Genomic DNA, 23,867 nt, shown 5'->3' with positions numbered 1-23,867 from the left:
ATGAGATTTGTATTTACATGCTCTTTATTATTTGCTTTTACTTTCTCGTTTGCGCAAAAAACAACGCATCAATCTGAGGTTGATGCGTTAAAGGCGCTCATAAAATCCGAGACCACTAAGACCAAAAAACTTGCTTTACTCGATAGCTTAACGTCTATCACTCGTGATAAAACAGCCTTAGGATTCGACTCTATCTCTAGAGCGACTATAGACTACGCAATTCAGTTAGATTCTTTTAATCTGGCGTCTCGTAAGACTCAAAATCTTATTAACTATCACAATAATGTTTTAGGGCAACCTACAGAAGGAATTACAATATTTAACACCTATTTCAATACCTTAAAAAATCACCTCACCGATAGAAATCTTGCTGGTATTTATATAGATGCTGGTGACAGCTTTTATTTCGCTAAAGAAGTAGACACTGCTATGTCTTATTATAAGAAGGCTAAAGCACATGCGGAAAAAGCCGGCAACGAGCGCGTTAAGGCCTTCGCTGTTTTATACCAAGGTTATGCTTACATGGACGAAGGAGAATTTGTTAAAGCATCGCAACACCTACAGGAGGCTTCCAAAACTTTCATTGCCGTAAAGGATACCTTTAATATTATTGCGTCTAAGAATATGTTGTCCATTTTATATAGTACCAATGGATTTATAAACGAAGCGAAGAAAGAACGTGCTGAAACAATTGCCTTAGCAGAACTATCTAAAAATTATGGCTTACTCACCTCACTTTACTCCAATGCAGCAGCAGACAATAATAAGCAAGGACTACAAAAAGAACGCATTAAAAATTTACATAAAGCTGTTGCTGTCAGTGAAAAATCAAACAACTTAGAGTACTTTAAACCTCTTCTTTTACAATCCCTAGTCATTGCTTATGCCGAAAACGACAGTATAATTAAAGCTAAGTCTTATTTAAATACAGTGAGACAAGACACAAAAAACATGGAAGGTATTTATGAGAGTAAATACTACAAAGCTTGTGGACATTTAGCTTTTGCGGAAAAAGATTTTGACACCGCTTTAAAATGGGGATTAAAATATCTCGAGCTCGTTAAGGCCTCCAACCATATTGAAAACATAGAAGATGGTGAGTCTTTTTTAGCCAAGGTTTACGAGGAGCGAAATGAATATAATTATGCTTACTCTCATTTAAAGGCTGCCAAAAAAATTGAAGATTCCTTAAAATCTGTTCAAAAAACGAATGCTTTAAGCTATTATCAAACCCTTTATGAAACTAATAAACGCGATCAAAGAATAAAGGACCAAAACAGTGAAATAGCATTATTAGACGAACAAAATCACAGAAAGGCCCTTTTACTTTGGGGAAGCATTATACTTTTAATAGCGCTGTTTTCAATTATCTACCTTTGGCGTTCGCGAAAGTATTCACAAAAAAATGTCCAACTTCAAAAAACGTTTGCACAAGATATTATATATAGTGTAGAACATGAACGCAAACGCATATCTAGTGAACTTCATGATAGTGTTGGACAAAGTCTATTGCTCATTAAAAATAAAATTTTTCTAGAAAGCAAAAATAAAACAGACACCTCTTTGGTTGATGGAGCTATTGATGAAGTAAGAACAATATCTCAGCAACTACACCCGTTTCAATTTGAAAAATTAGGTTTAATACATTCCATAAAAAATACAATAGAAAACTTTCAGAAGAATTCTTATATTTTCTATTCGGAAGATATTGAAATTGAAGTTTTGAATATTTCTAAGGACAAGGAAATATTTATTTACAGAATGCTACAAGAATGCTTAAATAATGTTGAGAAGCATTCTGAAGCAAAAGCCTGTGCCGTAAGTATTGAGAATTTAAAAGATGCCGTTCTTTTTCAAGTAAAAGACAATGGTACTGGTTTTGATGTCACTGAAAATACTAAATTACTCAATAGCTTAGGCATGAAAACCCTAAAAGAGCGTGCCCAGCTTATTGGTGCTCAGTTAAGTATTAATTCGGTTAAAGGAAAAGGTACAACTATTCAAATTAAAGTTCAAAAAAACTAAGCTATGTCAACTACTATAATTCTTGCAGATGACCACCCTTTATTATTAAACGGTACTAAAGAATTTTTAGAAAAAAATTGGTTTGACGTTATTGACACCGCTACTGATGGTAATACGGCTTATAATAAAATTTTAGAATTACAACCCGATATTGCTATTCTCGATTTTGACATGCCAAAATTGAACGGCTTGGAAGTTGCGCAACAAATTAAACGGAACAAATTAAGTACAAAAGTTATTATTCTGACTTTACATAAACAAGAATCTATCTTACAGGAGGTTGGACAATCGATACATGGCTATGTTACAAAAGATAGCACTTTGCAAGAACTCGAAGTCTGCTTAGAAAGTTTAAAGAACAACATTAATTATATTGGTAAAAACTTAAAAAACAGTATCCACCTTAGTGTTCAAACAGATATTGATTTTGGAGAACTCAGTCCAACCGAAATTAAAATTTTAAAGTATTTAGACAAGAACCTCAACAGTACTCAAATTGCTGAGGAATTATTTATATCTAAACGTACTGTTGAAAAACACCGTAGCAACATTATTAAGAAATTAAAAATAGATACGACCAACCAAAATGCACTTTTTGTTTGGTTAAAAAATCATCCAAATATTTTTAATACGTAGACCTACGTATATTAATACAATCTAATAAATTATAGTTTTAAGCTCACCAAACTATAATGCATTATCATTGATACACACACTTACTACACACCTAATAATTATTGGATATTAGGCGTTTTTTCTATTAAATTACAAAATAGAGAAAGCTATGCATTGCAACCAGACGGATACAGTTATATGATCTATAAATTAGAAACGACAAAAACGATATCCTACCATAAACCCTTCGCTAATCCCTTATTACTAACATCCGAAAATAAAACCACTTATTACATCGCCAAATGTAGACCAACTTATGTCGGACACTTAAAGCATCAACAAATTAAAATAGCCGCTCTAAAACCCCATGATTTTTTGGTTGTTCTATCTTCAGCAAAACTAAAAGCTATAACTCCAACGATATTAGACAATATTATAATTCATTTGCTTTCTAAAAGCGAAAACATGTCTTTAACTGAAATCCAAAAACATTATCAATGCACACCTAGTAATCTTAATCGTCTTTGTAAAACAACTTTAGGAATGTCTTTTTTACAATATCAGAACATTTTATTAAACACTACGTAGACCTACGCATTGCAACACTTAGTTAAAAGCTATAATTTAGTCGTACCAAATCACAAGTTAAATCAATTTAATTTTTCTAAATTAATTTGGTTTACATTATACCAATTAGAATGAAAAAAATTTAAATATTATACAATTGCTATTAATCAAGGGGAATCAGGTTGAGCCATTATTGTGCTTAGCCTGATTTTATTAAAAAAAAAGAGCTTTTGCAAATGCAAAAGCTCTTTAGATATAAGTTCTTTTTAAGCAATTAATCTTTTATAATAATTGGCTTAGATTTATTAGCCCCATTAGCACCAATAGCACCAATAAGTTTAAGAATATATGTTCCCTCTGAAACTTGAGATACATTTATAATAAATTCAGAAGTTAAAAAATCGATTTTCTTGTTCAATACTAATTTACCATCTAAACTATATAGTTTTGCAAATTCGATTTGAGTATTGTCTGAAATCTTAACTGTTATATTATTTAAAGCAGGATTAGGGTAAATTGAAATAGTGTTTTCTAAATCATTATCACTTACAGATAAAACCTCAGAACCGAAAAACTCAATTTCACCAATTGCTGTCCAAACACTTTCTCTAGAGTCACCAGCACTATTAAATCTTCCATAACCTAATAATTTCACGTAACGCGCATTAGTATCAACTTCATAGAGGTTAAAATCTGTGGTATTGATTGCTGACAATAACAAATCACCAGAAGTAGGTAATACCATTGTAAAATCGGAAGCATCTGTTCCTGTAGTAGAAACCCAAATTTGAATTCCGAAAGCATCAGATTTGTTTGTCGTATTAAACTGCACTAAATCTAAATCATAATTACTACCTAAATCATAAATAATATACTCACCATCTCCTTTGTAATCTCCTGATAAAATAGAACCATCGTCAGCTGCCCAAACAGAATTCATGTCCTTATCTAACGTGTTAATTGCATAATTAAATTTGTCGATTCCGTTAGCTTCTTCTTTTGAAAAGTAATTAATTGTAACTGGATCCTCACCTTCTACACCTGTATTAATAAGATCGTACAAATCGGTTAAATCAGCTCCATTTTGAACTACATTTAATTGTCTTATAATAACATTTTCGCCTGACGTTTGTGTAAAAGTCACTGAACCAGTTCTAGCACTTGTATCAGCATTTTCAGTAACCGTTACTGAAACAATTGCATCACCAGTACCAGAATTAGGGTCAATAGATATCCAAGTAGCATTAGAAACAGCTGACCAACTTACATTTGCATTCACAGAAACATCGTAACTAGCTGCAACCGGATCTAGCGCAGACAAGCCACTAACCGTTAACGATTCTGGTATTTCAATAGTACAATCTCCATCAATTATACTAGCACCTAAACTGTTTAAAAAACAAGCTCCTATGCCATGTCCAACCATAGTGTCAGTTGTTGGTCCATAACCTCCCATATCAGCACCTTTACCTGCAGATCCTGTTCCTGAAAACGTAAAAATCTCACCATCAGCAGTTGCTATAATTCCTGTTTCCTCAGAAAAACCTGTATTTGTTTCGCCCAATGTAGATCCTGTATAAACGTTTCCGCTGTAATCTAAAGTTGTACCAAGATCAGAATATGAATCTTCTGTATCTCCACTAATTACATTTGTAATATTAGGGTTGTTAGCAGTAAAGTAAATTAAGTTATTAGAAAATGTTCCGGTCGGATCAGTTGAGCCTTTATCTGTATTATAATATAAAGGTGCGTTCGTATTTATAATAGTATTGTTAGATACATTAATGTTTTCAACCTTTTGATAATCACTAGAAGTATTATCTGAAGTACAAGGAACGGAATTATTTGAACTCCCTCCTAAAAATGTAATACCATTGTTCCACTTTGCCTGATCTACAACTGTGATACAATCTTGAATATAATTATTTGTAATGGTATGTTCACTATCAACAATTCTAACACCTCCAGTACCATCAACATTTTCACCTAAAAAATAATTACCATCAACTGTCGCGTTAGAACCATGACGAAGCACTAACGACCCTCTACTTCTTCTAAACGTATTATTAATGTAGGAGTTATTTTTACTTTTATTGGTGATGATTTCATTTTCACCATCAGCCTCAACAAAGTAGTTATTACTCACCATTACACTACTATCAACATTTTGATACGAACTAGTACCTATACGAATTGTTTCACTGTCTCCTGCATTAGATAAAGCAGCATCAATTTTAGCATACTTGTAGAAATAATTATTACTAATTACATGTCCAACAATATCACAACTGGTATTTATTTCTGGCTCACCATCTTCTACAGGAGGATAGGCATTATAAGCAAGTTCAACTAGAATCATATTTCCTGAGCTTTCCTTATTCATAAATGAACAGTTAATTACGGTATTATAAGTTCCGTATAACATTACCCAATTATGTTTAGTACTTGTTCCTGCTGATGGACTTTCAACAGCTAAACCATCCAGTGCACAATTTTGAAGGGTACTATGGTTAGCATAATCTTCACCATCTCTAAACTCAATAACACTACTAGATCCATAACCACCATCCCAATAAAAACCATCAACAATAACATGGTCACCACCTATTCTCAATTGTAAACCACCTGTAAACCTAACTCCGCCTGGAGTTTCAGCTCTAAATGTAATTGGCATTGCCGCAGTACCTGTTGTAGGGGAAAATTTAATTCGTTCATCGGTGTCGTATACACCGTCTGCTAAAATAACGGTATCACCAGCAGAAAGTGTCTCAAATAAATCATTAATGACATCAATATCATCGAGATTATCAAGAGTATGCACCTCTTGAGAGAACACTTTTAATGTAGATAACAGCAATAAGCATGCTGTGATAAAGATGGAGGTTCTTAAAGTGTAAAATGTTTTCATACTTAAACTAATTATTTATTATTAAAATTGGTTTACCAATCTGGTTAACCAAATATAAATAAATTATTATGGTTTTAATAAAAAAACTGAATTATTATTGTAGATTTCACTAAAACATTGCGAAATTTATACCATAACGATAAGTAATTTCTATATTATCAATTTAATTATACCTACAATATTAATTTTATATTTTATAACTTTAATTTTTATATTTTCGTAATATCTCTATACTAAATAAGCGCCGATTAATATGACCGAAGTAACACGTCTTTTTGATTTTCCATATTACCAATTAAAACACAAACCAAACCCTAATGCATTAGTTACCAAATACAATGGTAAATGGGAATCTATATCTACACAAGAATATATAGAAAAATCAAATGCAATGAGTAGAGCTTTGTTGCGTTTAGGGGTGCAAAAAGATGATAAAATTGCAGTTATCTCAACTACCAATAGAACCGAATGGAATATTATGGATATTGGAATCCTTCAACTTGGGGCACAAAATATTCCAATATACCCTACGATTTCTGCCGAAGATTATGAATATGTATTAAACCATAGTGAGTCTATCTATTGTTTTGTTTCTGATGAAGATGTTTTAGAAAAAGTAAGAAAAGTACAAGCCAATACTAAAGTAAAGGAGGTCTATTCTTTTAATCATATAGAAGGTTGTAAACATTATTCTGAATTATTAGAACTCGGTGAAGATGAGAGTAACCAACCTGAGGTAGAACTAAGAAAAGATGCCGTAAAATCTACGGATTTAGCAACCATAATTTATACTTCTGGTACAACAGGAAAACCTAAAGGTGTTATGCTATCGCATTGGAATATAACGAGTAATGCTTTAGACAGCTCACCTAGAGTACCTTTAAAGGAAGGCGAAACACGTATCTTAAGTTTTTTACCTATTTGTCACATCTTTGAACGAGTATTAATCTATGTATATCAATATGCTGGTACCTCTATTTATTTTGCGGAAGGCATTGATAAAATTGGAGAAAATGCGAAGGAGATTAAACCTAATTTAATGAGCGTTGTGCCTCGATTACTAGAAAAAGTTTTCGATAAAATAATGCTTAAAGGAGATGAATTATCAGGAATTAAAAAAGCATTATTCTTTTGGGCTGTACGTTTAGGAGAGCGTTGGGAACCTTATGGTGCAAATGGAGCTTGGTACGAGTTTCAATTAAAAATTGCAAATAAACTTATTTTTAGCAAATGGAGAGAAGCTCTTGGTGGTGAATTAGGAACTATGGTTTCTGGAAGTGCCGCACTACAACCAAGATTAGCCAGAATTTTTGGAGCAGCTAATATGAGAGTTATGGAAGGCTATGGCTTAACAGAAACATCTCCTGTTGTTGCTGTTGGTTTATATAAAGACCATATGTACAGAGTTGGGACCGTTGGTAAACCAATTAATAATGTTGAAGTTAAAATTGCGGACGATGGTGAACTCTTAATTAAAGGACCTAATGTGATGTTAGGGTATTTTAAAGATCCTGAGAAAACTGCTGAAGTTATGACGGACGATTTCTTTCACACTGGTGATAAAGGAGAAATTGACGGAGATGGTTTCTTAAAAATTACAGGTCGAAAAAAGGAAATGTTTAAAACCTCTGGTGGTAAATATGTGATTCCTCCACTTTTAGAAAACGACATGAAACAGTCCCTTTTTATAGAGCAAATTATGGTTGTAGGTGAAGGCGAAAAAATGCCAGCAGCTTTAATTCAGCCTAATTTTGATTTTATACGTGACTGGATTGACCTGAAAAAAAACAACGTTGGTAAAACCGATGCTGAAATTGCGAGTTCAGAAATTGTAATTAATCGTATTCAACAAGAAGTTGATAAATACAATAAGCATTTTGGTAAATGGGAACAAATTAAACGCTTTGAACTTACACCAGATGTTTGGTCTATTGATGGTGGGCATCTTACTCCCACTTTAAAAATGAAACGTGCTATTATAAAAGGGATTTATCAAGATCTCTATGACAAGATCTATAGATCGTAAAATTTTAAAGGGTTTAATAAAATATTAAACCCTTTTTTAATACTTCATAAATTTTCTAAATAGAATTTGTTGTGTAGAAAGTAAAATACTATGTAAATTCAGATTACAATAAACTGAAGTAAAATAGAGAAAAGACATCATCAACTTTAAAGATTGATCTAATCTTTAAGTCTTATTTACTATTACGAGGCTTATAATTTTTAAGGTATTCACCTTTAGGTTTACCATCATCAAAAGAACTCCATTTTAATAATACACGCGTATTATCTCGTGCTTCTTCGTTTGGCATGTCTTCATATTCCATTTGATAAATTGCGGAAAACAATGGTGCTCTACCTTCACCATGGTAACAATGAATTAACACCGGATAGTTATCATCATTATCCATAATTTCGAGAAATTTATCTACTGTTGGTTGATCTGGAACTTGCGTTGCACCTACATTATAATAATTAACATTATCAATCTTTTCAATAGCCTCTTTTTCTAATGTTAATTGCTCAGGGATTTCCGGATTGTTTATAAGATCATCAGTTCCTGGATACCTCAAATCAATGACGCTTTTAATATTGTATTTACTGATATAATCTTCTAATTCATCTGGTGGAATAACACCGGACTTATAAACCTTACCCTCTGTTATCGCTTTAAAATTATAGTTTAAGTTAACATCATAGTAAAATTTAGCAGCTCCTATGATAACGATGGCTAAGACGAGTAATCCTATTTTTTTCTTCATATACTTATTCTATTGAACTTAATTTTTTATCAATAATTCTATCATAATAATCTTTGATATAGGCCTTGCAAATATCTTCAATTTTAGACATTTCGGAATTTTTATTTTCAATGAGATTTTTTTCTAATCCCTTATCTAAAATATCATAAAATCCAGTTGCTTTACCCCCATCAAAGATACAAATATAATTACCCATCTGAAATCTGTAATATGAGCTATTATAATTTATTGCAAATGGTATAGTTGAATTGGTGGGATCAACCAAACTTCTCCCCCAACTTCTAAAAGGTTTTTGATATCCTATCATATCTAAAACTGTTGGGTAAATATCTATTTGTTGCGCCAAATCCATATTAACACCTGCCATAGAGTTGTCCGGTTTATAAATCAAAATAGGCACTGTATGTCGATTCATTGGCTTATAATACATGTCTTTATAATACACCTGATTACTATGATCTGCCGTAAGAATAAAGATGGTATTATTAAACCAATCCTCTTTTTTGGATTCTTCAAAGAACCGCTTAAAGGCATAATCTGTATAACCGACAGTTTTATGCATAGGCACATTTCCAACTGGAAATTGACCTTCATATTTTTCAGGAATCACATAAGGCTCATGAGAAGACACGGTAAAAACAGTTGCGAAAAATGGAGTTTCCATATCATCAATCTCCTCCTTCATATACTGTAAAAAAGGCTCGTCCCAAATTCCCCAAGACCCATCAAAATCGTCATCATTATTATAGTCTTCTCGTCCTAAATACGAATCAAATCCCAATATATTACTAAAGCCTAAAAATCCCATAGAACCTCGTGCGGCTCCGTGAAAAAATGCTGTGTTATAACCTTCTTCATTCAATATAGATACTAAAGATTGAATGTCTTGTTTTGAATACGCGGATGAAGTAAATGCATCTTTAAAAGAAGGAATACCCGATAAAACAGACGACATACCATGAATAGACTTACTTCCATTAGCATAAGCATTTGGAAAAATCAAACTTTTACTTGCCAGCGAATCTAAAAAAGGAGTGTAACCTTCATAATTAGGAATGTCGTATTCCGTATTAAATGCACCTAAATATTCTCGCCCAAGACTTTCCGTAATGATCAATACGATGTTAGGCTTGGATTTTTGATTGTTAGAATAGTGTTTAATTGGTTGCACATAATTATCTACAATAGCCTGATCCATTTTATAACTAACTTTTTTGAACGAATTAGCGTTAATCGTTCGGATAAAGGCAAATGGTGAATTCAATACAAGATCAGCCTGTTCTATTTTTTGAACATGCCTATTGGCATCTACAAGATTAATTGGTCTAGTGCTCTTCCTAAAATCACCTCCTCTTATACCTCCAATTGCTAAAACTGTAATAATACAAAACACAACAAGCGACTGTAAGGCATAGATTAAACCGCCTTTAGTCCTGAGTTTTGGACTTTCAATGGTGCGTACTTTTACTTTCTTGTATAAATAGACCCAAAGTGCTGCAGACAAACCAAAGAGTAAAAAAACATGCCAATAATCAATTAAAAACCGGAAAAACATACTTCCTTTATCAGTTTCATGTTTAAGGACATCCACAACGACTATTGTGGTACGACTAAAGGTGTATTTATAGTAAATTAAATCTACGAAGTTAATGGCATAAGCAATAAGATTTGTTACAAAATAAATATAGAACAAGAGCTTTTGATAACTCTTTTTAGTATTTATAAAAAACGGCAAAAATGACATCAACATAAACAAGCTATTGACGTATAATATGGCTGTTGTATCGAATGTTAAACCGTGATATTGGATTTTAAGAAATTCTGTAACTGACTCAACATGCAATAAATCAAAATTGTAAATCAAAAACAAAACCCTAGCAATGAAGTAAAAAACATAGACTAAAAGAAGTCTGTAAAAAAATACTTTATATTCTTGAAATCTATAAACTGAGTTGTTCAATGTTATGAGTAGTTGGTGGCAAGATGCCATTAATAATACTATGTGGCAAATTTAAGGTATTTATTTAAAAGGTATCAAAATCCATATGCCAAAAAATTATGCCAAAATTTTTGATAATTTATTATGCATGCATAGTATTTTTTACTATCTTTGGTAATCAAATCCAAATTAATGAAAGATAAAACCATTGATTACGTCTTAAGAACCACATGGTTAGCAGTCAACAAAATGTATAATGAAGAAGCGTCTGAATTTGGGACAACAATGGCTACTGGGTTTGCATTACTAAGTATTGATCCAGAAAAAGGAACTCCTTCAACATCATTGGGTCCAAAAATGGGAATGGAAGCGACTAGTCTCTCTAGAACTTTAAAGACAATGGAGGCTAAAGGTTTAATAGAACGTAAGCCAAATCCTGAAGATGGTCGTGGAGTCCTAATTTTTCTAACTGATTTTGGTAGAGAAAAAAGAGCTTTATCAAAAGAGAAGGTTTTAACCTTTAACGAGACGATTAAAAATAATGTCTCTTCAGAAGAACTAACAAATTTTTACAAAGTTGCAGAAATCATTAATAATATGATTTCCAACAAACAGATATACAATAAAAAAGAACACATTTTAAAATAAGATGAGTAAACGAAGAATTAAGAAAATAGCAATTATTGGATCTGGAATTATGGGAAGCGGTATCGCTTGTCATTTCGCCAATATTGGTGTCGATGTTTTATTATTAGACATTGTACCAAGAGAACTTAACGACAAAGAAAAAGCTAAAGGTTTAACTTTAGAAGACAAAGTCGTACGAAACAGATTAGTAAACGATGCCTTAACAGCGTCTTTAAAATCGAAGCCCTCTCCTATTTATAGTCAATCCTTTGCAAGTCGAATTACTACAGGAAACTTAGAAGACGATATTGCTAAAGTATCTGACGTAGATTGGATTATGGAAGTTGTAGTGGAAAGGCTTGATATAAAACAACAAGTTTTTGAAAAGCTAGAAAAATACCGTAAACCAGGCACGTTAATTACATCTAACACCTCTGGTATTCCTATTAAGTTTATGAGTGAAGGTCGTAGTGACGATTTCCAGAAACATTTCTGTGGTACGCACTTCTTTAATCCTGCACGATATTTAAAATTGTTCGAAATCATTCCTGGTCCAAAAACAGACCAAGCGGTATTAGATTTCTTAAATGAGTATGGAGAAAAATTCTTAGGGAAAACATCTGTTATCGCTAAAGACACTCCTGCATTTATCGGAAACCGAATAGGAATTTTTAGCATTCAAAGTTTATTTCACACGGTTAAAGATTTAGATTTAACCATTGAGGAAGTAGATAAATTATCAGGCCCCGTAATTGGTCGTCCAAAGTCAGCAACCTTCAGAACTGTTGATGTTGTCGGATTAGATACTTTAGTTCATGTGGCTAACGGCATAAGAGAAAACTGTCCTAAAGATGAACGTTTAGAGTTATTTGAATTACCAGACTTCATCAATAAAATGATGGAAAATAAATGGTTAGGAAGTAAAACGGGACAAGGATTCTATAAGAAAATAAGAAAAGAGGATGGTTCTTCAGAAATTTTATCCTTAGACCTAAACACTTTAGAGTATCGTGCGTCTAAACGTGCAAAATTTGCCACATTAGAACTCACAAAAACTGTTGATAAAGTTGTTGACCGTTTCAAAATATTAGTCAAAGGAAAAGATAAAGCTGGTGAATTCTACAGAAAAAGTTTCGCTGCTTTATTTGCTTATGTTTCAAATCGTATTCCTGAAATCACAGACGATTTATATAAAATTGATGATGCCATGAAAGCCGGTTTTGGATGGGAACATGGTCCTTTCCAAATTTGGGATGCTATCGGAGTTGAAAAAGGAATTGAAATGATGAAAGCAGAAGGTTTAGAACCAAATGCTTGGGTAAATGAGATGTTAGCATCGGGAAGCACATCGTTTTACACTGTAAAAGAGGGAGCGACTTATGCTTATGATATCCCTAAAAAATCACAAGAAAAAATTCCTGGTCAAGATGCCTTTATCATCTTAGATAACATTAGAAAAACAAACGAAGTCTTTAAAAACTCTGGTGTGGTCATTGAAGATTTAGGTGATGGTATCCTTAACTGTGAGTTCCAATCTAAAATGAACACCATTGGTGGAGATGTTCTCGCAGGATTAAATAAAGCCATCGACTTAGCCGAAAAAGATTTTGCTGGTTTAGTGGTTGGTAACCAAGCTGCAAACTTCTCTGTCGGCGCCAACATCGGTATGATTTTTATGATGGCTGCAGAACAAGAGTATGACGAGCTTAACATGGCTATTAAATATTTCCAAGATACCATGATGCGTATGCGTTATTCATCAATACCAACAATTTCTGCTCCTCACGGTATGGCTTTAGGTGGTGGATGTGAATTATCATTACACGCAGATAAAGTAGTCGCAGCAGCGGAAACTTACATGGGACTTGTAGAGTTTGGAGTTGGAGTTATTCCTGGTGGTGGTGGTTCTAAAGAAATGGCTTTAAGAGCATCGGATATTTTCCATAAAGGAGATGTACAGTTAAATGTATTACAAGAGTATTTCTTAACTATTGGTATGGCTAAAGTATCAACTTCTGCTTACGAAGCTTTCGATTTAGGATTACTTCAAAAAGGGAAAGATGTTGTAGTGGTCAATAAAGACCGTCAAATTGCAGTCGCAAAACAGCATGCTAAATTAATGGCAGACGCTGGTTATACGCAACCTGTAAAACGAAATGACGTTTTAGTTCTTGGTAAACAAGCCTTAGGTATGTTCATGGTAGGAACAGATTCTATGGAAGACTCTAATTACATTTCTGAACATGATATGAAAATCGCTAATAAATTAGCTTACGTTATGGCTGGTGGTGATTTATCTGAACCAACTTTAGTAACAGAACAATATCTACTAGATATTGAACGTGAAGCATTTTTAAGTTTATGTACAGAACGTAAAACTTTAGAGCGTATTCAACATATGTTAACCAAAGGAAAACCGTTAAGAAATTAGACAACTTAGATTCTCAGATTTCTAGACTCTTAGAAATCTAAAATATCAAAAAATCTAATTATCTAAAAATCTAAAATTATGAAAACAGCATATATAGTAAAAGCATATAGAACCGCAGTTGGTAAAGCACCAAAAGGCGTGTTCCGTTTTAAAAGAACAGATGAATTGGCAGCAGAAACCATCAAGTATATGATGAAGGAATTGCCAGGTTTAGACCCAAAGCGTATTGACGATGTTATTGTTGGTAACGCAATGCCAGAAGGTTCTCAAGGATTAAATATGGCACGTTTAATCTCTTTAATGGGATTAGAGATTGTGGATGTTCCTGGAGTAACTGTCAACCGTTTTTGCTCTTCTGGAGTAGAAACTATTGGTATGGCAACTGCAAAAATACAAGCCGGAATGGCAGATTGTATTATTGCTGGTGGAGCAGAAAGCATGAGTGCGGTGCCAATGACAGGTTTTAAGCCAGAATTGAATTACGACGCCATTGTAAAAGCAGGTCATGAAGATTATTATTGGGGCATGGGAAATACGGCTGAAGCTGTTGCAAAACAGTTCAACGTATCTCGTGAAGACCAAGATGAGTTTGCTTACAACTCTCATATGAAAGCCTTAAGAGCGCAAGCTGAAAACCGTTTTCAAGATCAAATAGTACCAATTGAAGTTGAGCAAACGTACATTGATGCGAACGGAAAGAAAGCTACAAAATCTTATACAGTTACTAAAGATGAAGGCCCTCGTGCAGGAACAAGTAAAGAAGCTTTAGCAAAACTTAGAGCAGTATTTGCTGCTGGTGGAAGTGTTACAGCTGGTAACTCATCACAAATGAGTGATGGTGCTGCTTTTGTAATGGTAATGAGTGAAGACATGGTGAAGGAATTAGGTTTAGAGCCAATTGCAAGAATGGTAAACTATGCTGCAGCAGGTGTGGAACCTCGTATTATGGGTATCGGACCAGTAAAAGCGATTCCAAAGGCATTAAAACAAGCAGGATTGAAACAAGACGATTTAGCTTTAATTGAGTTAAATGAAGCTTTTGCTTCTCAATCTTTAGCAGTAATTAGAGAACTTGGCCTTAACCCAGATATTATTAACGTAAATGGTGGTGCAATTGCATTGGGTCACCCATTAGGATGTACAGGTGCAAAATTATCAGTACAACTTTTTGATGAAATGCGGAAGCGTGACATGAAAGGGAAATATGGTGCAGTTACCATGTGTGTTGGAACAGGCCAAGGTGCTTGTGGGATATTTGAATTCCTTAATTAAGAATCAAGATTTAAAAAACTAGAAACCATGCATAATTTCAATAATTTGAAGATTTGGAATGAAAGCATGGCATTAGTTTCAGAATCTTATAAAATCACGCGAAGTTTTCCAAAGTTTGAAACGTATGGTATAATTAATCAAATGAATAAATGTGCTGTTTCAATCCCTTCAAACATATCTGAAGGCACAAGCAAAAATTCAAATGAAGATTTTGCTCAATATTTAGAGTACAGTTTAGGCTCTGCTTTTGAGTGGGAAACACAACTGAATATCGCTTTTAATGAAAGCTATATTTCAGAGGAAAAATTTAAAGAACTAAAAGACAAAATAAAACATATACAAAAAATGATTTCAAGTTTCAAATCCGGACTTAAGCTGTCTTGATTCTTGGTTCTAGAAATCTTAAAATCTAATAACAAAAAAAATGGCAGATACAGAAAAAGACATCCTACGTGGAGGTCAGTTCTTAGTAAAAGAAACAAATTGTGAAGATGTGTTTACTCCTGAAGATTTTTCAGAAGAACAAACCATGATGAAGGAATCCGTAATGGAATTTAACGATCGTGAAATCATACCTCATAAGCCTCGTTTTGAAGCTAAAGATTATGCACTAACCGAAGAGGTAATGCGTAAAGCTGGTGACATGGGCTTTTTAAGTGTTGCTGTTCCTGAAGCTTATGGAGGCATGGGTATGGGTTTTGTATCTACGGTGTTAACTTGTGATTATATCTCAAGTGGAACAGGTTCTTTTAGTACTGCCTTTGGTGCACACACAGGAATTGGTACTATGCCAATTACATTATATGGTACCGAAGAACAAAAACAAAAATACGTACCGAAATTAGCATCTGGTGAATGGTTTGGAGCGTATTGTTTAACAGAACCTGGTGCAGGATCTGATGCCAACTCTGGTAAAACAACGGCTACACTTTCAGATGACGGTAAGTCTTATAAAATTAACGGACAAAAAATGTGGATCTCAAATGCAGGTTTCTGTAGTTTGATGATTGTTTTTGCACGTATCGAAGGTGATAAAAATATTACAGGTTTCATCGTAGAATATAATGGTGAAAACCCAAATGGTATTGTTCTAGGTGAAGAAGAACACAAGTTAGGTATTCGTGCCTCTTCTACGCGTCAAGTATTTTTTAATGATACTGTAGTGCCTGTTGAAAATATGTTAGCAGGTCGTGGTGAAGGCTTTAAAATTGCTATGAATGCGCTTAATGTTGGTCGTATTAAATTGGCTGCGGCTTGTTTAGATTCTCAGCGTCGTATTTTAACGACTGCTGTAAATTATGCTAAAGAACGTAAACAATTTAAAACACCTATTGCAGACTTCGGAGCTATTAAAGTAAAATTAGCTGAAATGGCTGCTAGTGCTTATGCTGGTGAATCTGCAACCTATAGAGCTGCTAAAAATATTGAAGATAGAATCGCCATGCGCGAAGCGGCTGGTAATTCGCATCAAGAAGCAGAACTAAAAGGGGTTGAAGAATACGCTATTGAATGTTCTATCTTAAAAGTTGCTGTATCAGAAGATGTACAAAATGCTGCCGATGAAGGTATCCAAATTTTTGGTGGTATGGGATTCTCTGAAGAAACTCCAATGGAGTCGGCTTGGAGAGATGCTCGTATTGCTCGTATTTATGAAGGTACTAACGAAATCAACAGAATGTTAGCTGTTGGTATGTTAGTTAAAAAGGCGATGAAAGGTCATGTTGATTTATTAGGACCTGCTTCTAAAGTACAAGAAGAATTAATGGGTATTCCTTCTTTTGAAACTCCTGATTATTCTGAATTATTTTCAGAAGAAAAGCAAATGATTGCAAAACTTAAGAAAACATTCTTAATGGTTGCTGGTGGAGCTGTTCAAAAATTTGGACCTCAACTAGAAGAACACCAGCAATTGTTAATTGCTGCTGCAGATATCTTAATTGAAATCTATATGGCAGAATCTGCAATTTTAAGAACAGAGAAAAACGTAAAACGTACTAGCGAAGCAGAACAATCTGCACAAATCGCAATGGCGAAATTATATTTATATCACGCTGTAGATATCGTTGAAGAAAAAGGGAAAGAAAGTATTATTTCTTTTGCTGAAGGAGACGAACAACGTATGTTATTAATGGGACTTAAGCGTTTCACAAAATATGCAAACTATCCAGACATCGTAGATTTACGTATTGAGATTGCAGAAAAAGTAAAAGCAGAAAACAAGTACTGCTTTTAAAATTTAGGTTAAGTTGAATGGTTAAAAGCCGATTCTTCCCTTTACATGATTGGGGTTGAATTGGCTTTTTTTATTATTTACTATTTTTTATATCTAACAAACCGTCATAAATAGATTTTGCTATTTTCACTTGTTGGTCTTTATTAGTAAGCACCATTCTATCGCTTTCATTAGTCATAAAACCTAATTCTAAATAGACTCCAGGAACGCTAGTATTCTTTAAAAGATAAAAGCCAGATGCTTCTTTAACCCCTCTACTCGCAAAATGCTCTAATTGATGCTCAACTAAAACACTAGCATAAGCAAGACTCGTTTTAGCGTACTGATGTTTTGGATTGTAATAAGCTTCAGTTCCGCTTATAGCCGCATCTGTATGTGCATTACAGTGTAAACTCAAAAACAAATCTGGTTTTTTATTGTTTATAAACTCTGTTCGTTCGCTTAGCTCTAAGAATTCATCCGTGTTTCGAGTTAATACTATTTCAACTTTTTCATCACTTAAAGCTGCTAATAAATTGGTTACCTCTAGAACAATACGCTTTTCTACTTCATGTTCACTTAAATTCCCAGAATCTTGCCCTCCATGTCCTGCGTCTATTACGACAACTAATGGCTCTCCAGATAATGTATCATCTAAATTTTTACAAGAGCTAAGTGCAAAAATGCCGGTAAAAAGCAAAATGACTGATATAATGTTTAAAGTTCGTTTGAATACTGATGATTTTGATTGATGTAACATAATAATTCGATTTTTGATTTGAATGAAATTAAATCCGCTAGTTAGAGGAACGCGGTATTCCTTTTGTCCTAAGTTTATTATAGTATTTGAGTAATTCTCAATATCAATCCCTGATAAGACGGACTTTTCATCTGCTCTAAATTCATGATTCTGCAAAGTGGCTTTTTTGTACAACCAGATAAATGGATTAAACCAAAAGATGCAACTGAGCAATTCTAAAAGGATTATATCTACAGAATGCAATTCTTCACTATGGACGGTTTCATGAGCAATAATGCTTTCATAGTCCGCTCTAGTCAGCCTGTGATGTTTAGGAATAAACATATTATTAAAAAAACTAGATACCATATCAGAGTCAGCACTCTTTATCACTTTAAGTTTTCCATTGTATTCATATTCTTTTCTTGTCAATTTATAAATCTTAGCTAAATTCTTTAAAAACCGGAACACTAAAAACAATGATATAATCATGTAGATATAGAAAAAAGGGCTGTTTTGAGATTGACTGACTTGCTGAACCTCACCAAAAGTTACGTCTTCTATAGACTGGGTTTCCACTACCGAAGCAGTAAATTTCTCTAAAGGAATCTCAGTAATACTCGGCACAGCCTTAAATAATTCAACTTCCATAAATGGTGCGACTAGACACAAAAGCAGAGAACCTATTAAGAAAAAGCGATTAAACTGAAATGTTTTTTGCCTTCTGAGTAACAAAACATAAACCGCATAAGAACAGCCTAAACTAATAATGGTATAAATAAAATAACTAATCATTGGCTTTCTTTTGATCCATTTTTTGCTTTAACAACGCTTGAAGTTCTTCTAACTCTTCCATCGATAAATCGGCGTTTTTGGCAAAAAACGAAGCAAATTGCGCTTTAGAATCGTTAAAAAAATGCTGAATCATTCCGTTCACTTGTTTAGTGAAATAATCGTTCTTTTTAAGAATTGGAAAATATTGTTTGTCTCTTCCCAAACGTTCAAATCCTATATAATCCTTATCTGTCATACGTTTCAATAAGGTTGAAATCGTTGTATAAGCTGGTCTTGGTTCTGGAAATTTCTCAACGATGTCTTTCATAAATCCTTTTTCAAGCATCCATAAATACTTCATAATTTGAAGCTCAGATTTATTTAGTTGTTTTATATCCACAATTATAGTTTTAATACTACAAATGTAGTAACAAAAAATTAATATGCAAATGACTCATAAAATTTCTATCTTTAAAAAAACTTATATGTTATGCGTTATTTACTAATTACCGTATTCTTACTACCATTATTAAATTACTCACAGGCTAACACCGAAATCTTCCTATTTGATATAAATACAAACGGTTCGAAAATTGAAGTCAACAATGGCAAAAACGTTTCACACAATCAAGGTTACGATAATCAGCCTTCATTTGTAGATGATAAAACCATTTTATTTGCTTCAACCAAAAATGGTCAAACTGATATTTTAAAATACAATACATTCGATTTTTCTAAAACTTGGATCAACGCTACAGAAGGAGGAGAATACACACCACTTAAAATTCCGAATAAAAATAGTGTCTCTGCAGTACGTTTAGATAAAGATGGAAAGCAACGTTTATATGCTTACGATTTAAATAGTGGAGAATCGACTGAACTGATAAAAGATTTGGTTGTCGCTTATTACACTTGGTATGATGAAAATACGATTGTCTCTGCCGTCATTGAAGGAGATGATTTAAATTTATACGTTCACGATTTAAAAAACGGCACAAATAAAAAATACGCCTCTAATGTTGGACGTTCTTTTCACAAAATTCCAAACTCAAACTTAGTCAGTTATATTTCAAAAGCGAATACTAAGGTATGGCAAATAAAATCGCTTAACCCATTAACAGGAGCTACAAAGGTTATTGCGAATACCATAAAAGATATAGAAGATATATGTTGGTTAAATGAAAAGAATCTCCTGTCTGGTAAAGAAGGGATACTTTATAAACTAACTCTTCAGAAGGATAATAATTGGAAAAAAGTTAAAGATCTAACGGATAATGGTATCATAAATATTACACGCTTAGCAGTTAATTCAAAAGGTTCAAAATTATTGATTGCTGGAGACATGGCAGAAAATTCAAATTCATCAAACATGATGGATTCTAAGCTTCAATTAATTGAAAAACAAGCCGCACAAATTGTTGACAGACACATTGAACCCTTCAATAAAAGAGATCTAACAGAGTTTTCAAATGCTTTTAATATCAATGTTATAGTCAAAGAATTTCCAACTGACATCATGTACTATGGCCGAGACAAGCTCAAAGAACATTATAAATTATTTTTTGAGACTAACGAAAAATCGAGTGTTAAGGTTTTAAGTAGAATCACCCTAAAAAATGTAGTAATAGATGAAGAATTAGTAACCCTTAATAATTCTACAAAGAGACAAGTTACCATTTATGAAACTGAGGATAATGAAATAACTACGATGACATTTATTGCGAACTCTAAATTAAAAAAGAAGCAAGAGGCATTAATAAATGAACAAATAGAAATGTATAATAAGAAGGAAATTAAGGCATTTGGAAGAACCTACTCCACAGATGTTAAGATTTATAATTTTCCTAATGAACTTTCAATTGATGGTCGATCTGCATTACGAGAACAATATATCTCCCTTTTAGAAACAACACCCAATTTATATGCCGAAATCGTAAACAGAATCATAATTGGGAACAAGGTTATTGATAAGATTAAAACTACCAAAAACGATACAACAGAATACGCTGTTGCTATTTACGAGATTGAAAATAATCTCATTAGCAATGTCACTTTCATCAAATAATGTTACATTATAACACTTTTATAGACATATAGTTAAACAACCCAACACTATCTAACTGTCCCTACTTTCTAAAACCAACCACAATGGGACTATTTTGGGATTTAATCCAACAAAGCGAACTTGAAGATCAAAAAGGAACATGTTTTTCTTTAAAGACATTATCACAAAATTTGGCGATGTTAAGGAATTTTCTAGAACCTTTCTAAACAAGAGTAAAGACGAAGACGAACTGTTTATGCAATTAGGAGAGCAAATTTTTATCATTTCTAAAATCTCAGATTGGAAATTTAAAAATGTAAGTCGCGCTATTAGTCTTTTAGCAATAGGGTTAATTATTTTGTTTATAACCGGATTCTATCATGTAATTTTTATCTTTACTTAATACTTAAAAAAAGTAAACCTAAAAATTCATCAATGAAATTACTAGTTCTCTTTCTCATTACATTTTCCTTATCCTGTGTAACGCAAGCTCAAAACATTCTCGAACCCAAACTAGAAAACATAGCTTGGATTTCTGGCACTTGGCATGGAGAAGCTTTTGGCGGACAAGTAGAAGAAATATGGAGTAAACCCTCTGCTGGTTCTATGATGGCTAGTTTTAAATTTATAAATGATGGCAGAGTCTCGTTTTACGAAATAGAAGTGATTAGAGAAGTAGAAAACACGTTACTACTTCAACTAAAACATTTTAGGTCCGATTTAAAAGGTTGGGAATCTAAAGATGAAACTGTTGATTTTCCGTTAATAGAGATCACAGAAAACAAAGTGGTTTTTGAAGGTATGATTTTCGAGAAAATAAGTGCTACCGAAATGAATATCTATGTTGATATTGAGGACAAAGGCAAAACAGAAACCCTAAAATTCAGCTATAAAAAGCAGGTAAAATTACCAAAACAAATGAATCAATTCATTTATGTAAAAGAAGCAAAAGAAAAACCTGTAATTGATGGCAAAGCAGATGATGACATTTGGTCTAATACATTTTGGCTTCCATTAAACGAATTATGGCTCGGTGAACCTTATACCGAAGACGACTATTCTGGACGTTATAAATTATCTTGGGCAGAAGATGGCTTATACCTTTTAGCCGAAATTACAGACGATATTCTTGTGGATAGTCATCCTGATCCATTAGATTTATGGTGGGACGACGATTGCTTAGAAATTTTTATAGATGAAGACAATAGTGGTGGCGAACACCAATTTAATCACAATGCCTTCGCTTACCATATTGCATTAGACGGTAACGTAGTAGATATGTCACCTGAAAAAACAGGCAAACTTTACAATTCGCACATAGAATCGAAACGCGTTACAAAAGGAAACACCTCTTTTTGGGAGGTTAAAATATCTTTATTTGATGACGCCTATAAAGATGATGCAGAGAACACACCTTTAAAACTAAAAGTCGGCAAAGTTATGGGATTCGCCTTAGCTTATTGTGATAATGACACGAGTAAGACACGCGAAAATTTCATTGGTTCTGTGTTTGTTGCAGGAGAAGACAAAAATAGAGGTTGGATTAATGCTAGTATTTTCGGAACTTTAAAACTAAGAAATTAAAATTTCATGAAATATTTATCAGCCGTTTTTGTTTTTCTATTGTCATTTACATCGTATGGGCAAACCGATCAGAAAATTTATGATATTATTGAAGCGGTTTCCGAAGAACGCTTACAAAATGATGTAAAAACTCTAGCTAATTTTGGCACAAGACATACACTCAGTGATACCATATCAAAAACCAGAGGCATTGGAGCAGCGCGTCGATGGATAAAATCTGAATTCGAAACCATTTCTAAAGATTGTAACGATTGCTTAGAGGTGTTCTACCAGAAGGATTTAGTAAGAAAGGGAGAAAACCAACGCATCATTAAAGACGTGATGGTCGTTAATGTTGTTGCCATTCAGCGAGGCACAAAATATCCAAATCGCTATATCATAATGAGTGGTGATATCGATTCTAGAGTTTCTGATCCAAATGATTTTACTTCAGATGCACCAGGTGCTAATGACAATGCCACAGGAATGGCAGGTGCTATTGAAGCTGCTAGAGTATTGTCTCAATATAAATTTGAAAGTAGTATTATTTATGTGGGATTGTCTGGTGAAGAACAAGGTTTGTTTGGCGGTCAAGGTTTAGCAAAATATGCGAAGGAGCATCATTGGGATATTATTGGGGTTTTAAATAATGATATGATTGGAAATATATCTGGAGTGGATGGTGTGATTGATAATCGCACTTTCCGAATTTTCTCAGAACCAATTACAACCTCGGAAACAGATCCTGAAGCATTAGCAAAACAAGCGAGAGCCAGACGTTTTTATGGTGGTGAAGTTGATGGCATTTCGCGTCAGTTGGCACGATTCATATACAAAACCACAAAAACATACATGCCAGAGATGAACCCAATGCTAGTGTATCGCTTAGATCGTTTTGGACGTGGAGGTCATCATAGACCTTTTAATGATGCGGGTTTTGCTGGCATCCGAATTATGGAAGCTCACGAAAACTATACACAACAGCATCAAGATATTCGTACAGAAAATGATATTGCATACGGAGATACTTTTGAACATGTTAACTTTCCGTATTGCAAAAAATTGACCGCTGTCAACGCCATTACTATGGCAAGCCTTGCTTCTGCTCCACCGTCTCCAACCGAAGTTAGTATTGGTGGCATTGTGGAAGCCTCTGCTAAATTACAATGGAATAAAGTTGAAGGTGCCAAAGGTTATAAAATCTATTGGAGAGATACCACTTCGCCAACTTGGGACCACAGCCGTTATGTAGAAGGTGCTACCGAATTTACCTTAGACGGCATCGTTATTGATAATTTCTTTTTTGGAGTCGCAGCGGTAAGTGGAGATGGCCATGAAAGTGTTGTGGTGTTTCCGAATAAAATTTTAAGATAAAAACTCCGTTAA

At 33.6% G+C, this 23,867-nt stretch carries 18 protein-coding genes; 13 read left to right on the top strand and 5 right to left on the bottom strand.

From position 1 onward, the window contains the following. The 3 genes from BLT80_RS07150 to BLT80_RS07140 all read left to right on the top strand — a co-directional run bounded on the left by BLT80_RS07150 (window position 1) and on the right by BLT80_RS07140 (window position 3,228). Window positions 1–2,025 carry an ATP-binding protein gene (locus BLT80_RS07150; protein WP_092466942.1) on the top strand — a complete coding sequence of 675 codons (2,025 nt, stop codon included), beginning with the start codon at window positions 1–3 and terminating at the stop codon, window positions 2,023–2,025. 3 nt (window positions 2,026–2,028) lie between these two features. Further along, window positions 2,029–2,661 carry a response regulator transcription factor gene (locus BLT80_RS07145; RefSeq protein ID WP_092466941.1) on the top strand — a complete coding sequence of 211 codons (633 nt, stop codon included), beginning with the start codon at window positions 2,029–2,031 and terminating at the stop codon, window positions 2,659–2,661. A 177-nt stretch (window positions 2,662–2,838) separates the two neighbouring features. Further along, window positions 2,839–3,228 carry a helix-turn-helix transcriptional regulator gene (locus tag BLT80_RS07140; protein ID WP_092466940.1) on the top strand — a complete coding sequence of 130 codons (390 nt, stop codon included), beginning with the start codon at window positions 2,839–2,841 and terminating at the stop codon, window positions 3,226–3,228. Window positions 3,229–3,481: 253 nt separating this feature from the next. Here BLT80_RS07140 and BLT80_RS07135 read toward each other — a convergent pair whose 3' ends face one another. Next, entirely contained in the window at window positions 3,482–6,115 is a 2,634-nt protein-coding gene (locus tag BLT80_RS07135; RefSeq protein ID WP_092466939.1) for a chondroitinase-B domain-containing protein, read from the bottom strand. 253 nt (window positions 6,116–6,368) lie between these two features. Between BLT80_RS07135 and BLT80_RS07130 the strand changes: the two genes are divergently transcribed. Beyond that, on the top strand, window positions 6,369–8,141 hold the full coding sequence (locus BLT80_RS07130) for an AMP-dependent synthetase/ligase (RefSeq protein WP_092466938.1): 1,773 nt from the start codon (window positions 6,369–6,371) through the stop codon (window positions 8,139–8,141). Window positions 8,142–8,313: 172 nt separating this feature from the next. Here BLT80_RS07130 and BLT80_RS07125 read toward each other — a convergent pair whose 3' ends face one another. Beyond that, on the bottom strand, window positions 8,314–8,880 hold the full coding sequence (locus tag BLT80_RS07125) for a dual specificity protein phosphatase family protein (RefSeq protein WP_092466937.1): 567 nt from the start codon (window positions 8,878–8,880) through the stop codon (window positions 8,314–8,316). 4 nt (window positions 8,881–8,884) lie between these two features. Continuing rightward, window positions 8,885–10,870, bottom strand: coding sequence for an LTA synthase family protein (locus BLT80_RS07120; protein WP_092466936.1), 1,986 nt, complete (start codon window positions 10,868–10,870; stop codon window positions 8,885–8,887). 141 nt (window positions 10,871–11,011) lie between these two features. Between BLT80_RS07120 and BLT80_RS07115 the strand changes: the two genes are divergently transcribed. From BLT80_RS07115 to BLT80_RS07095, 5 genes are all read left to right on the top strand, one after another. Beyond that, window positions 11,012–11,467, top strand: coding sequence for a MarR family winged helix-turn-helix transcriptional regulator (locus tag BLT80_RS07115; protein WP_092466935.1), 456 nt, complete (start codon window positions 11,012–11,014; stop codon window positions 11,465–11,467). 1 nt (window position 11,468) lies between these two features. Then, entirely contained in the window at window positions 11,469–13,877 is a 2,409-nt protein-coding gene (locus BLT80_RS07110; protein WP_092466934.1) for a 3-hydroxyacyl-CoA dehydrogenase/enoyl-CoA hydratase family protein, read from the top strand. Between the two features lie 78 nt (window positions 13,878–13,955). Next, a complete protein-coding gene (locus tag BLT80_RS07105; protein ID WP_092466933.1) occupies window positions 13,956–15,149 on the top strand; it encodes an acetyl-CoA C-acyltransferase in 1,194 nt (397 codons plus the stop codon). Window positions 15,150–15,176: 27 nt separating this feature from the next. Next, the gene (locus BLT80_RS07100; protein WP_092466932.1) at window positions 15,177–15,533 is read left to right on the top strand and encodes a four helix bundle protein; all 357 of its coding nucleotides are present in this window, start codon (window positions 15,177–15,179) and stop codon (window positions 15,531–15,533) included. 40 nt (window positions 15,534–15,573) lie between these two features. After that, window positions 15,574–17,382 carry an acyl-CoA dehydrogenase family protein gene (locus tag BLT80_RS07095; RefSeq protein ID WP_092466931.1) on the top strand — a complete coding sequence of 603 codons (1,809 nt, stop codon included), beginning with the start codon at window positions 15,574–15,576 and terminating at the stop codon, window positions 17,380–17,382. 73 nt (window positions 17,383–17,455) lie between these two features. On the opposite strand, the gene BLT80_RS07090 is transcribed toward BLT80_RS07095, so the two are convergent. Next, a complete protein-coding gene (locus tag BLT80_RS07090; protein ID WP_092466930.1) occupies window positions 17,456–18,895 on the bottom strand; it encodes an N-acetylmuramoyl-L-alanine amidase in 1,440 nt (479 codons plus the stop codon). Next, a complete protein-coding gene (locus tag BLT80_RS07085; RefSeq protein ID WP_092466929.1) occupies window positions 18,888–19,274 on the bottom strand; it encodes a BlaI/MecI/CopY family transcriptional regulator in 387 nt (128 codons plus the stop codon). Before BLT80_RS07085 ends, BLT80_RS07090 begins: the two co-directional genes overlap by 8 nt. Window positions 19,275–19,364: 90 nt before the next feature. Between BLT80_RS07085 and BLT80_RS07080 the strand changes: the two genes are divergently transcribed. The 4 genes from BLT80_RS07080 to BLT80_RS07065 all read left to right on the top strand — a co-directional run bounded on the left by BLT80_RS07080 (window position 19,365) and on the right by BLT80_RS07065 (window position 23,855). Next, on the top strand, window positions 19,365–20,939 hold the full coding sequence (locus BLT80_RS07080; RefSeq protein WP_092466928.1) for a hypothetical protein: 1,575 nt from the start codon (window positions 19,365–19,367) through the stop codon (window positions 20,937–20,939). Between the two features lie 139 nt (window positions 20,940–21,078). Next, on the top strand, window positions 21,079–21,321 hold the full coding sequence (locus BLT80_RS07075; RefSeq protein WP_092466927.1) for a Pycsar system effector family protein: 243 nt from the start codon (window positions 21,079–21,081) through the stop codon (window positions 21,319–21,321). Window positions 21,322–21,353: 32 nt separating this feature from the next. After that, entirely contained in the window at window positions 21,354–22,502 is a 1,149-nt protein-coding gene (locus BLT80_RS07070) for a DUF6265 family protein (RefSeq protein WP_245710161.1), read from the top strand. A gap of 6 nt (window positions 22,503–22,508) precedes the next feature. Next, window positions 22,509–23,855, top strand: a complete 1,347-nt coding sequence (locus BLT80_RS07065) for a M28 family peptidase (protein ID WP_092466926.1) — start codon at window positions 22,509–22,511, stop codon at window positions 23,853–23,855. Window positions 23,856–23,867 lie beyond the last annotated feature (12 nt).

It is taken from the genome of Winogradskyella thalassocola, from assembly GCF_900099995.1.
Taxonomy (GTDB): Bacteria; Bacteroidota; Bacteroidia; order Flavobacteriales; family Flavobacteriaceae; genus Winogradskyella; species Winogradskyella thalassocola.
This window is presented reverse-complemented; position numbering and strand designations above follow the sequence as displayed.